This is a genomic window from Flavihumibacter cheonanensis, assembly GCF_022352215.1.
GTDB lineage: Bacteria > Bacteroidota > Bacteroidia > Chitinophagales > Chitinophagaceae > Flavihumibacter > Flavihumibacter cheonanensis.
Map to the genome: position 1 here is coordinate 567,023 of NZ_JAKRWF010000002.1, position 12,988 is coordinate 580,010.

Genomic DNA, 12,988 nt, shown 5'->3' on the forward strand with positions numbered 1-12,988 from the left:
TCATTTACTTACGGCTTTGAAGACACGTATAAAATTGCCGCCCAGTATCTTTCTGATATCCTGCCTGCTGTAACCGCGTACCAGCAATGCAGAGGTAATATTCGGCATATCTTCCACACCATCCAGATCCTGGGGAGCCAGTTCAATGCCATCAAAATCAGAGCCAAGTCCGACATGGTCCACACCAATCATTCGAACTATATAATCCAGGTGATCGAGTAAAATATTCATAGAAGGCCGGAGCGCTTCTGCTTCTTCGGGAAACCGGTTACTAAGATAACCGTCAATTTCGTAGGCAGGCATTTTTTGTTGAAGCAGAGAATCCACAATGGGTTGGTGTTTATTGATAAAATCTGCCTTATTGCGGTTATAGGTGCTATCCAGGAAACCTGCATAAAAATTCAGGAAGATAACACCACCATTTTTCCCAATTGTGCGAATTTGTTCATCTTTCAGATTCCTAGGAACAGGACAAAGCGCATACACACAACTGTGAGAAACGATCACTGGTTTGGTAGAAACGGCGATTGCATCATTGAAGGTTTGTTCCCCTACATGGCTAAGGTCAATCATCATACCCAGTTCATTCATTCTTCGTACGACCTGTTTGCCAAAATCATTAAGTCCCTTTTTTTCGATGGGTGTTGGTTGCTGCCGGTCGTAATAAGTTTCATCCCAGGCTGAACTCGCCCAGGAAGTGGAGTTATTCCAGGTAAGCGTCAGGTACCTGGCTCCCCGATGATAGAGGCTATCCAGGTATTCCATTTTATCTTCAATCATATGACCACCTTCCACACCTTTCATGGCTCCCAGTTTTTTCTTTCTAACAGCCATTCTAAGGTCTGCTGGAGAATTTACCAGCATCATTTTACGCGGATTCCGGGCTACAATCGCATCCAGTGAATCAATTTCCCGGAGAGCGTGCGCAAAGGCAGCTCCTTTACCAAATCGTTCATCGCAGAAAATGGAAAAGATCTGAATATCAATTCCACCTCTTCGAAAACGCTCCAGGTCGCTATGCGTTTTGCCACTCAGGTCCTCTTCAATATTCAATCCTTTCAGGGTTGCACTGGAAAGCACATCATTATGGGTGTCTACCACTATACTTTTCTCATGCAGGTTTTTTTGCGCAGGAAGCCAAAGTGAACAGGTTAGCAAAACCAAGGTGGTAAACAAAAAACGGAAGAATGAGATAGAAGAAAGGTGCATATGGCAAATTATACCTTTAATATACCAAATCCGTGGCATGCTAAGGTTGGGGAGTGGATAAAACTCACAAGCCAACCTGACCTGCATCAGTAAATTGGTGTTTTTATCCGGTTAATTTCACTGTTCAAACATAGTATATGAAAAAGAACATGGGTGGTACTGACCGGCTTATCCGCGTACTGGTAGCAGTAGTATTGGGATATCTTTATTTTTCCGGCACTGTAACCGGCACCTTAGGATTGATCCTTGCAATTGTTGGAGGCGTATTTATCCTGACCAGTCTGGTTGGATTTTGTCCGCTTTATACCTTGCTTGGATTGAATACCTGTCCCACTAAAAAGGCCTGATAGTTAATCGGAACTTTTGTCGCCTATAAACCAGTCTTCTTTGTTTCTGAAAAGCACATTGAAGGTGGTCAGGCTGCCATAGATCCGGGTAACATATTGCTGCAGGTTGATCTTCTCTTCGTCGGTCAGCACTTTATGTGCGTTGATCTGTTGTTCCATTACCCGTAAGCGGTCGCGCAACATTACAATTTTATGGAAGAATACCTCTATGGGAACTTCTTTGGCCTTGAGGGATGGGTCTCCTGGCTGAAGGATCATCGTACCATTTTTCCAGCGGTCTCCAAGAGGAACGACCTCACTAACGCCATTCCATAAGCGAAGAATTTTCAGGAGCGATTTTTCGACTTCAGAATGCGTTTCTATTTCTTCGGATACATTTTCAGGAATGATTTCTTCCAGCTGTTCGTCGGTTTTATCAATTTCTTTTATTCCATGATGGATAAAGGAGATCAGGTAGGTTGCATACCGGAGGCCTACTATTACTCCGGGACCGAATTGTGTGTGTTGAAGTCGGGTTCCAATACCCAATACAAGTTGTTCCATATTCGTCTATTGTTTGTAGAATTCGTAAGAAGTAAATTCAATGAAATCAGAAACGGTGACAGTAACAGATTTTACTTTGCCATCACTGATGCTAAAAGGCCATACTTTGTTGCCGAAGAGGGGATCATTGAAGCTTGCAAAAAAACGGGTACCTCCCAAGGAACCGAGTGTCGCAAAACGTCCCGGGTGATGTTCAAAGCGGGCAACCAGCTGACCTTTTTCCAGTTGAAGGGTCATTTTCCCATAAACCTCATGCTGATAGGTTCCGGCAAATGCAGTAAGTGGTAACTGCGGCGTAAGCTTTAATGCTATTGAATCCCTTTTCTCCTTAAGCGTAGCGGCTGCTCTTTTTTCGTGTTGCTCCTGTTGTTGTAAAGCCATCGAATTGTAATCGCGGAAAGGGAGTCCAAGGCAGGCATCCACCAATTCCCATTTCATGGCTTCAAAAAATCCGTTGGCATCTGTATTGGTCAGTACAACGATCCCGATATTTTCTTCCGGAATCAAGGTAAAGCTGGTAACAAAACCATTTACGCCGCCGGTATGTTCCACCAATTTGTTGCCTTCATACGATTGTAAGAGCCAACCCAGCCCGTACAAATAAAAATGTGCGCGGTTAAAGGGATGTCCGCCACTACCCAGTATGGAATGAGGTTCCATAGGTGTCTGTACTGCAGACGCAGAAAGAATTCGTTTGCCGTTTAGTTCGCCCCTGTTTAGTAATGTCTGAGCCCAGAGTCCCATATCATAGGCACTTGAAGCAATGGCACCTGCGGGTGCCATATTATCCAGGTTTCCATAGGCAACTTTTTTTAGTACTCCTTCCGTAACAGTATGGGCAGCTGCAATATTTGGCGCTTTCGCATACTGGTTAGAGTTAGCAATGGAGTTTTTCATCCCGATGGGTTGAAAAATTTGTGTGGTAATAAATTCTCCGAATGACTGGCCGCTTGCTTTCTGAATAATTTCTCCTGCGATGGCAAACCCTGCATTGGTATAACCCCAGCGGGAGCGAAAACCGTACATCGGTTTAACCAGGCCAAATTTTTCTTTGACCTCCTGGTAGCTGAGATCGGAATCAAAATACATGAAATCACCCTGGAAGGTTTCATAACCCATACGGTGACTGACCAGATCACGGATGGTAAGTTCTTTGGTAACCCAGGTATCATAGACCTGGAAATCGGGAATCCATTTTTTTACTTTATCGTCGAGTGAAAGTTTGCCCTGCGATTCCAGCATGGCAAGGGCAGTGCCGGTAAAAGCCTTGGTATTACTACCAATTCCAAACAGCGTGTGTTCATCAACGGTAGCATTGCTGCCGGCTGTTTTTACACCATATCCTTTTACTACCAGCCATTCCCCATTTTTCACAACTGCAATGGAAACACCTGGAATCTTCCAGGCCTGCATGGCTTTCTGAACATAGGAATCCAGACTGTCTTTCAGAAAATTGCGGGAAGCTTGTTGTGCTGAAGCTGGGTTGGCTGTTAGCAGGCAGGAGGCAAGTACCGCAAAAAATATTCGGCGCATGGGAGTTGATTTTCAACCTAAAAATAGCCGTATTATTCCCACCAGTTGTCTTCTTTTCTGCCCGAAATTTTTCCACCCATGGCACGAATCCTTTTGTATTGTTCTCCGGCTTTCTTCATGTACTCGAGTAATTCATACTCTGAGGCGGCTACCACTGCTTCATAAGGGGGGGCATAGTAGCGATAGAAGGTATCCAGGTCGGGGCCTGTAATGCCGGTTATCTTGATAATTTTGGCGCGGGAAAAACGGTAGGCAACATATTTATCCTGCTCTTCCACTAGGAGGCGATCCTGGAAAGCAGCCATGCTCCTGTTTCGCCGGAAACGGAACATGTTAATCAGTTCATTGATATCAAGTCCTACACCAAAGTTGCCGGAAGCAGGGTTGGCGGAAGACAGGGACAGACCAGGTTTTTTGTAGTCAAACACTTTTGCGTAATCCTGGCGATTCTGCATACTATCGATGCGGTAGTCCTTGGGCATCACCCTGATTTCGCGAAGGGTGGTGACGTTGACGTGAAGTGATATATCGAATTGGGAGAGCGACTGTATATTGCTTACGGCATATTTTGGGGTAGCTTTTCCCAGGTAAGAGAAATAAATAGAATCTTTTTCGTTGACAACGATGCTGTAACGCCCGGAAGAATCTGTAACAGTTCCTTTGCCGCTGCTTGTTAGTACGCTAACCGAACCCATTGGAAACAGCTTATTCATTTCATATACAGTGCCGCTTACCCGCACCTGGGCTTGCAGGAGATTTGCCAGGAGGAGGCAAAGCAATACTAATATGGAACCGAACCAGTTCATCCAGGGTTACAAGGGTACAACCAAAACCTGAAAATTATATCAGGAGGATTGATTTTTAACGAGTTTGCTAAGAATTACAGATTCAATAACAGCAGGGAAGTGCTGATGTTCGAGTGTATGAATTCGATTGGCCAGGGTTTCCGGGGTATCTTCCGGAAATACCGGGCAGCTGGCCTGGAAGATGGTACCACCATGGTCGTATTGTTCATCCACATAATGGATGGTTATTCCTGATTCTTTTTCTCCTGCCGCGATGACAGCTTCATGAACAAAGTTACCATACATGCCCTTGCCACCATACTTGGGCAGCAGGGCAGGATGGATATTGATCATCCGGGAGGGATAGGCTTGAATTAAAGTGGGCGGCACTTTCCATAGGAATCCTGCCAGTACGATGAAGTCGATTCCGAGGGTGGTCAGTTCTGGCACAAAGCCATCGCCCCGGAAAAAACGTTCTTTATCAATGAGCAAGGTTGGAATACCGGCTGATGCAGCTTTGTCCAGTACGCCGGCAGTGGCCTTATTACTCACAACCAGGGCTACCCGAATGGAGGGATGGTTGCGGAAATGTTCAATTATTTTCTGGGCGTTGGATCCTGTGCCGGAAGCGAAGATGGCAATTGAAAAGGGAGGAATGGAAGATGGAGGATTGGAGGAGGGGGGAATGGAAGAGGGGGTGTTTGTCATCTTTTGGAAGATTCGGGATAAATAATTTTTGAAAAAGGGGTATTGACCGAAGGGGATGCTGACCAGGACTACCATCAGGGGCCAGATCAGGGTCATGGTAATAATATATAAGATAGTCCAGCCGACAGGATGTACTTCCGGAAGCTGTTGCAGGATTTTGCGGCCGACAATACCAGTCAGACTGCCTCCAATGGCAAAGGTGCATAAGATGGCGAGCAATTGCCATCCGTTGACCTTCCACTTCTTCTGAAGCTTTTCAAACATGCTGCAAAGAAACTGGAATAACTTGAACAAAAGCGTTTACGAATGGCAAGTAATTACCATTTGAAAAATTGCACAATTCGTTGAAAAGCAAGCCCCGCGCGGCTAAAAAAAAATCAGAGATGTTGATAGATTGTCAATAACGTGTCATATTTTTGCCCCCGAATTGAGGCATTTTAACATTACCAACGATATTTCCAGCTTATGATTCACTATAGATCGATCTTGCAGAGAGTAGCACTCATTCTTTCAGTTTTGACCGTGCTTTGTTTCGATCAGGGCGTATTTGCACAGGATGGAAAGGCTTTGTTTCAGCAGAACTGTGCTTCCTGTCACGCGGTTCATAAAAATCTTACTGGTCCGGCTTTGGCTGGTATCGAGGAGCGTGTTCCGGATAAGAAACTGCTGTACGACTGGATTCGTAACAACCAGGCAGTGCTGGCAACCGGTAATAAATACTTTACTGATCTTTACGCAGCCTGGAATAAAACAGCGATGAACCTCTTCCCGAACCTGACGGATGAGGAGATCGGTGCAATGATTACCTATATTAATTCTGTGCCAGCACCTGGGGCTGCCACAGGAACTGGTGAAGCTGGTGTACAAGCAGCTGCAGCTGAAAATGATAACTCCCTGATATTCGGCGTGTTAACACTGATCCTGGCGATTATCGTGCTGGTATTGCTGCAGGTAAACTCTAACCTGAAGCGCCTCAGTGATGAAAAAGAAGGTATTCCTTCCTATGAGCCGGTTCCATTCTATCGTAACAAAGCATACATCGCACTGTTTGCGGTGGTACTCTTTATAGTTGGTGGTTATTATACCATTCAGGGTGCGGTAGGTCTGGGTCGCTCCAAGGATTATCAGCCTGAACAACCTATTTATTATTCACACAAAGTGCATGCAGGTACCAACCAGATCAACTGTCTGTACTGCCACAGTGGTGCCCAGGAAGGCAAACATGCCAATATTCCTTCATTGAATACCTGTATGAACTGTCACATGGCAATTAATGAATACGCCGGTGAAAAATTGTACAGAGAAGATGGAACGGAAGTAGATGGTACTGCAGAAATCAAAAAGCTTTATTCTTATACAGGCTGGGACCCGGATCAAAAGAAATATGTGAACGAGCCCAAGCCGATCGAGTGGGTGAAGATTCACAACCTGCCTGACCATGTATATTTCAACCACGCTCAGCACGTTAAAGCAGGAAAAGTTGCCTGTCAGACTTGTCACGGTGATATCCAGAATATGGGTGAAGTATATCAGTATTCTGATCTGAGCATGGGCTGGTGTATAAACTGTCACAGGGAAACCAAAGTGCAGTTTGAAGACAACAAGTTCTACAGCATTTACGAAAAATTCCACAATGATCTTAAGAGTGGAAAGATGGATAGTGTAACCGTTGAAAGCATCGGCGGTACTGAGTGTCAGAAATGTCACTATTAATAGAATAGCATCTCAATAAACCATTTTTTATCACCAAAATCAGCACCCCTTCCGGGGTTTGGTATATGGAGCAAAAAAAGTACTGGCAAAGTTTCGGAGAGTTGAACAACTCAGCAGCACATCAGCAAAATGCACAGGATGAGTTCAAAGAAGAGTTACCCTTTGAAGGATTCGATGACAAAGGGCTGGGTTCTGCCACCACTCCTCGCCGCGACTTCCTTAAATACGTTGGTTTCAGCACAGCTGCAGCAGCAGTAGCTGCAAGTTGTGAAATGCCTGTAAAAAAGGCGATCCCATTTGTTAACCGTCCGGTTGATGCTATTCCGGGAGTACCTAACTATTATGCTACAACGTATGTAGCGGGTGGTAATGCGATTCCTGTTGTGGCAAAGGTTCGTGACGGACGTCCGATTAAGATTGAAGGAAACGAATTGTCAAGCTGGTCAAAAGGTGCTACCACCGCGCAGGTGCAGGCATCTGTACTCGACCTGTATGATACGGCTCGTCTGCGTTTCCCGATGGCCGACAAAAAAGAAGTAAGCACATTTGATGCTTTTGATAAAATGGTGGGCGAAGCACTGGCCGGTTTAAATGGTGCACCTGTTGTACTCTTAACCAGCACTGTTAACTCTCCTTCCTCCAAAGCTGTAATTGCAGAGTTCCTGGCGAAATATCCCGGATCCCGTCATGTTCAATATGATGGTATTTCTTACAGTGGTATGCTGCTGGCCAATGAAGCTAGTTTTGGAAGCCGCATGATTCCCTCTTATGCATTTGACAAAGCAAAGGTAATTGTGAGTCTGGGTGCTGATTTCCTGGGAACCTGGCTGAATCCTGTTGAATTCCAGCATGGATATACCCGCGGTCGTAAGGTGGATCCCAAAAATCCATCCATGAGCAAGCATTATCAGTTTGAATCCATGCTTAGCATGACCGGTGCAAATGCTGATGAGCGTTTTACCCATCGTCCTTCTGAAATTGGTGTTGTAGCTGCAGCTTTACTTTCTGCTATCAATGGTCAGGGTGCTGCTGGTATCAGCGATGCTGCACTGAAAAAGGGAATCGAGCAGGCTGCGAAAGACCTGGCTGCCAACAAAGGCCAGGCGCTTGTAGTAGCTGGTAGCAACGACGTGAATGTTCAGCTGATCGTGAATGCGATCAATGATGCGGTTGGGTCTTATGGAACAACCATTGATCTTGTTAGCAAACTGCAGAACAAGGCAGGTATCGATGCCGAGTTTGCTAAACTGGTAGAAGAAATGAATGCCGGATCTGTGGGTGCGGTATTAGTATACGATGTGAATCCTGCATACGACTATTTCGATGCGGAAAAGTTCATTGCCGGATTGAAAAAAGTGCGGGTATCCGTTTCTTTCAATGAAAAAATGGATGAAACCACTGAGCTCTGCAAATATGTATTGCCAGCTAACCATTACCTGGAAAGCTGGGGTGATGCGGAGCAAAAAGCTGGTTACATCAGCATGCTGCAGCCGACCATTGCGCCTTTGTTTAAGACAAGACAGTGGCAGGATAACCTTCTGAAATGGAGCGGTAGTGCGGTAATCTATGCTGATTATTTCAAAAACTTCTGGACAACCCGTTTGGGTGGTGAAAATACCTATCTGAAAGCGCTTCAGGATGGCGTGGTGGAATCACCTGCCATGATAATGGGCTTCCCGAGCTTTAATGGCGGATCTGTAGCTGCTGCAGTTGCTGCGGTAGGATCAGCAAAAAAATCCAGTGGAACTGAACTGGTTATATACCAGAAAGCTACGTTTACAGATGGCCGTCAGTCGAACAACCCCTGGTTACAGGAAACACCTGATCCAATTACACGTGCTACCTGGGACAACTACCTGATGGTTTCACCTGCGTTGGGTAAGAGCATGTTTAATATAGACATTACCAACCCAACCCAGGCGGATGAGTACGAAGCTTTTCCCAAGAAGCCGGTTGTAAAAGTAAAGCTGGGCAATAAAGAAGAAGAATTACCGGTTTTGATCATTCCGGGTATGCAGGCTGATACAGTTGCACTGGCTGTTGGTTATGGTCGTGCAGAAGCTATCGGCAGGGCAGCAGCCGGAGTGGGTAAAAACGCATATAAGTTTGCCGTTTCCAATGGTACAACGGTTCTGAATACTGCAGCGGTTACGGTTGAGAAAACTGCTGGTGAATATAAAATTGCCACCACGCAAACGCATAGCTCTTATGAGGGTCGTTACGAGGTGGTCAAAGAAATCACGCTGGCTGATTATACTAAAAATCCAACCAAGATCCTGGATGCCCGTGCGAAAGAGCTTGAGCCCTGGGGTGGATTGGAGAATTACGAGAAGGATGGTACTATTTATCCTGTATTCGATAAGCCGGGTATCAAGTGGGGTATGAGCATTGACCTGAACAGTTGTTATGGTTGCGGTGCCTGTGTGGTTGCCTGTACAGCAGAGAACAACGTTTCAGTTGTTGGTAAGCCTGAAGTTTTGCGTGCGCATGATATGCACTGGTTGCGTATTGACCGCTATTTCGCTGGTGATCCTAATGATCCGAACAGCATCCAGACAGTGTTTCAACCGATGATGTGCCAGCACTGTGATAATGCTCCTTGTGAGAACGTTTGTCCGGTTGCTGCAACCAACCACAGTTCTGAGGGTTTGAACCAGATGACTTACAATCGTTGTATCGGTACCAGATATTGCGCGAATAACTGTCCGTATAAAGTACGTCGCTTCAACTGGGCTGACTATACCGGAGCAGACAGTTTCGGAGACAATATGGTAGGCGGTAAGGGTGAGAATGATGTGATCCTGATGATGAACGATGACCTGACCCGCATGGTACTGAATCCGGATGTTACTGTTCGTAGCCGTGGTGTAATTGAAAAATGTTCTTTCTGTGTTCAGCGTCTCCAGGAAGGCAAACTGGCTGCGAAGAAAGCTGGTCGCCCATTGGAAGATCGTGATGTTAAAACCGCCTGTCAGCAGGCTTGCGCTGCCGATGCGATAGTATTCGGTAATGTGAACAATGCTGAAAGTGCAGTATCCAAACACCGCGCTGATAACAAAAACCGTCTCTTCTATGTGCAGGAGCAAATCCACGTATTACCGAATGTGAGCTACCTGGCCAAGGTTCGGAATACCGGTGAAATTAGTGCGCATGAGCAGTATGGAAAACCTCATTTTATGAATGAGGGTGGACATGCAGCGGAAGGAGGACACCATTAAGAAGTAAGAAGTGAGAAGTAAGAAGTGAGAAGTGGGAACGAAAAGAAAGTTGTAGAAAGAAGAAACTGAACTTATAAAAACCAACAAGCGAAGGGGTTAGAGCCGACGCTAAATGCTTATACGATATGGCATTATTAAGATACGAATCGCAAGTTAGAGAGCCACTGGTAACAGGTGCTAAGACTTATCACGATGTAACAGAAGACATCGTTCGGCCAATTGAAGCGGCTCCATCCAGGTTATGGAAGATCGGTTTTACCATCTCTGTATTACTGTTGTTATTTGGGGTTTATTCTGTATATCGTGAAGTGGTTTACGGTATCGGGGAATGGAACCTGAACAAGACCATTGGATGGGGTTGGGATATCACCAACTTCGTGTGGTGGGTTGGTATCGGTCACGCGGGTACCCTAATCTCCGCGATCCTGCTGCTTTTCCGCCAGGGATGGCGTACCGGTGTAAACCGTGCGGCAGAAGCGATGACGATTTTTGCGGTAATGTGTGCGGGCCAGTTCCCCATCTTCCACATGGGTCGTGTATGGATGGCTTTCTTTGTACTGCCATATCCTAACAGTCGCGGTCCTTTGTGGGTGAATTTTAACTCACCACTCTTGTGGGACGTATTTGCGATCTCAACCTACTTTACGGTATCCCTGCTTTTCTGGTATGCTGGTTTGTTACCTGATCTGGCAACTGTACGGGATCGTGCCAAAGTAAAGTGGAGAAAAAATCTGTACGGGGTGCTTTCATTCGGTTGGACCGGTTCTACCAAACACTGGCAGCGTCATGAAGCCCTCTCTCTTGTACTGGCTGGTTTGAGTACACCACTGGTACTTTCTGTACACACCATCGTATCCTTCGACTTCGCTACTTCAGTAATTCCCGGATGGCATACCACGATCTTCCCGCCTTACTTTGTTGCGGGTGCGATCTTCTCTGGATTTGCGATGGTACAAACACTGCTGATCATTACCCGAAAGGTGCTGAACCTGAACGATTATATTACCATGGAACATATCGAGGTAATGAACAAAGTAATTGTTCTGACCGGTTCCATCGTGGGTATTGCTTATATCACTGAGTTGTTTATCTCCTGGTATGGTCAGAACCCATATGAAATGGCGGCGTTCAAAAACCGTTATGACCTGAGTACCCCATATGCCTGGAGTTACTGGCTGATGATGAGCTGTAACGTAATCGCTCCCCAGTTCTTCTGGTTCCGCAAACTGAGAAGAAATATCATCTTCACGTTCTTCATGAGTATCATTGTGAACGTAGGTATGTGGTTTGAGCGTTTCGTAATCATCGTTACATCCATTTATCGCGATTACCTGCCCAGTAGCTGGAGTACCTACTATACTCCGTCAGTATGGGAGGTCGGATTTTACCTTGGTACGTTTGGATTGTTCTTTACCTGCTTCTTCGCATTTGCCAAATACTTCCCGGTTATTGCGATCGCTGAGATCAAACATATCCTGAAGAAAAATGGCGAAAGCTACAAAGACAATATGGGCGAGGAAGAAAAAGCTACAGTGGAGCATTTCACACATGAGCATGCGCACCATTAGGAAGTGAGACGTCAGATGTGAGACGTCAGACGTGAGAAGTGAGACGAAAAAAATTAACAACAAAGAATTCGAATAAAAATGGCAAAAAAGAAATTCGTAGTTGGATGCTTTGATGACGAAAAAGTCCTTTTTCCTGCAGTGAAGAAGGTTCGTAAGGCCGGCTATAAAATTCATGATGTGTACACTCCCTTTCCTATTCACGGACTTGATCAGGCTATGGGATTACGGGATACTAGTTTGCACACAGCGGGTTTTATTTATGGTATCACTGGCACCACAACTGCCCTGACTTTCATGAGCTGGGTATTCAATAAAGACTGGCCTTTGAATATTGGTGGTAAGCCACATTTCCCGCTGCCTGCTTTTATTCCCATTACGTTCGAATTAACCGTTTTATTTTCTGCTGTGGGCATGGTGCTGACATTTTGCTATCTCTGTCAGCTCGCTCCTTTCGTAAAGAAGCATCATTTCCATGCGCGCGCTACTGATGATTTGTTTGTGATGGTATTGGAATGTACATCCAGAACTAATGAGGCGGATGCCAAAGCATTTCTGGAATCTGTTGGTGCAAAAGAGATCAATGTTCAGGAAGCAGAAGATGGCTGGTGGCTTGGCAGGTATGCTAAGGAGCAAAAACTGTATAGTACGCCATCAGAAAATAGTTTAGCATAACCCTAGAAGAAGTCAAGAAGCATGAATAAGAAATCCATCATAGCGGTAGTTTTCGGTGCAGTGGCTTTCAGCAGCTGTAGCGACGTGAAGCGCACACCAGGTAAGATTTACATGCCTGACATGGCATATAGCCGCGCTGTAGAGACTTACAATGACAACCGGGAGTTGCAGGCTGAAGGTATTAATTACAATGCCGAACCGGTAGCAGGAACTGTTGCCCGAGGCGAAGAAGTAATTTACCGGATGTTAAAAGACACAACTGGCACCTATGTGACTTCCGCAGCGCTCACCAATCCAATGACTACCAAATTGACAGAGGAAGAATATACAGAAACCGAGAGATTGTACCTGATCAATTGTGGTATTTGTCACGGTACCAAACTGGATGGCAATGGACCTTTATACAATGATGGAAAAGGACCTTATCCGCTGGCCCCTAAGAATCTTGTTTCTGATGAAATCAAAAAGATGGCAGATGGTACCATTTTTCATTCCATCACGTATGGAAAGAACCTGATGGGGTCCTATGCTTCACACCTGACACCGAAGCAACGTTGGATGATGGTGCAGTATATACGTATGAAACAAAATGGAGAAACCCCGGGAGCTGCTGCTACCGACAGTACAGCTGCTGCTGCTCCTGCCGGCACTGCAACTGCGATGAAATAAAAACCAATTTGACCAAACGATAA

The 12,988-nt window shown here is 45.5% G+C and carries 11 protein-coding genes; 6 read left to right on the forward strand and 5 right to left on the reverse strand.

The features are described 5' to 3' along the window. The gene (locus MD536_RS11800) at nucleotides 1–1,209 is read right to left on the reverse strand and encodes a dipeptidase (protein WP_239599507.1); all 1,209 of its coding nucleotides are present in this window, start codon (nucleotides 1,207–1,209) and stop codon (nucleotides 1–3) included. A gap of 137 nt (nucleotides 1,210–1,346) precedes the next feature. Between MD536_RS11800 and MD536_RS11805 the strand changes: the two genes are divergently transcribed. Then, nucleotides 1,347–1,556: a YgaP family membrane protein gene (locus tag MD536_RS11805; protein ID WP_234866502.1), complete on the forward strand. Its 210-nt coding sequence runs from the start codon at nucleotides 1,347–1,349 to the stop codon at nucleotides 1,554–1,556. A 3-nt stretch (nucleotides 1,557–1,559) separates the two neighbouring features. Here the strand turns inward: MD536_RS11805 and MD536_RS11810 are convergent, their stop codons facing one another. From MD536_RS11810 to purN, 4 genes are read right to left on the reverse strand one after another with little or no spacing between them, the layout of a single operon-like run. After that, entirely contained in the window at nucleotides 1,560–2,099 is a 540-nt protein-coding gene (locus MD536_RS11810) for a DUF8685 domain-containing protein (protein ID WP_239599509.1), read from the reverse strand. Between the two features lie 6 nt (nucleotides 2,100–2,105). Beyond that, complete coding sequence (locus tag MD536_RS11815; RefSeq protein ID WP_239599511.1) at nucleotides 2,106–3,632, reverse strand: serine hydrolase; 1,527 nt, start codon at nucleotides 3,630–3,632, stop codon at nucleotides 2,106–2,108. A gap of 32 nt (nucleotides 3,633–3,664) precedes the next feature. Beyond that, a complete protein-coding gene (locus tag MD536_RS11820; RefSeq protein WP_239599515.1) occupies nucleotides 3,665–4,438 on the reverse strand; it encodes a carboxypeptidase-like regulatory domain-containing protein in 774 nt (257 codons plus the stop codon). A 39-nt stretch (nucleotides 4,439–4,477) separates the two neighbouring features. After that, a complete protein-coding gene (gene purN, locus MD536_RS11825) occupies nucleotides 4,478–5,389 on the reverse strand; it encodes a phosphoribosylglycinamide formyltransferase (protein WP_239599516.1) in 912 nt (303 codons plus the stop codon). A 201-nt stretch (nucleotides 5,390–5,590) separates the two neighbouring features. On the opposite strand from purN, the gene MD536_RS11830 reads away from it, so the two are divergent. From MD536_RS11830 to MD536_RS11850, 5 genes are all read left to right on the forward strand, one after another. Continuing rightward, complete coding sequence (locus MD536_RS11830; protein ID WP_239599518.1) at nucleotides 5,591–6,838, forward strand: c-type cytochrome; 1,248 nt, start codon at nucleotides 5,591–5,593, stop codon at nucleotides 6,836–6,838. A gap of 65 nt (nucleotides 6,839–6,903) precedes the next feature. After that, nucleotides 6,904–10,056, forward strand: a complete 3,153-nt coding sequence (locus MD536_RS11835; RefSeq protein ID WP_239599521.1) for a TAT-variant-translocated molybdopterin oxidoreductase — start codon at nucleotides 6,904–6,906, stop codon at nucleotides 10,054–10,056. Between the two features lie 125 nt (nucleotides 10,057–10,181). Beyond that, on the forward strand, nucleotides 10,182–11,624 hold the full coding sequence (nrfD, locus tag MD536_RS11840) for an NrfD/PsrC family molybdoenzyme membrane anchor subunit (protein WP_234866509.1): 1,443 nt from the start codon (nucleotides 10,182–10,184) through the stop codon (nucleotides 11,622–11,624). A gap of 78 nt (nucleotides 11,625–11,702) precedes the next feature. Beyond that, nucleotides 11,703–12,296 (forward strand): DUF3341 domain-containing protein, encoded by a 594-nt coding sequence (locus MD536_RS11845; RefSeq protein ID WP_239599531.1) that lies wholly within the window; start codon nucleotides 11,703–11,705, stop codon nucleotides 12,294–12,296. Nucleotides 12,297–12,317: 21 nt separating this feature from the next. Further along, the gene (locus tag MD536_RS11850; RefSeq protein ID WP_239599533.1) at nucleotides 12,318–12,965 is read left to right on the forward strand and encodes a c-type cytochrome; all 648 of its coding nucleotides are present in this window, start codon (nucleotides 12,318–12,320) and stop codon (nucleotides 12,963–12,965) included. Nucleotides 12,966–12,988 lie beyond the last annotated feature (23 nt).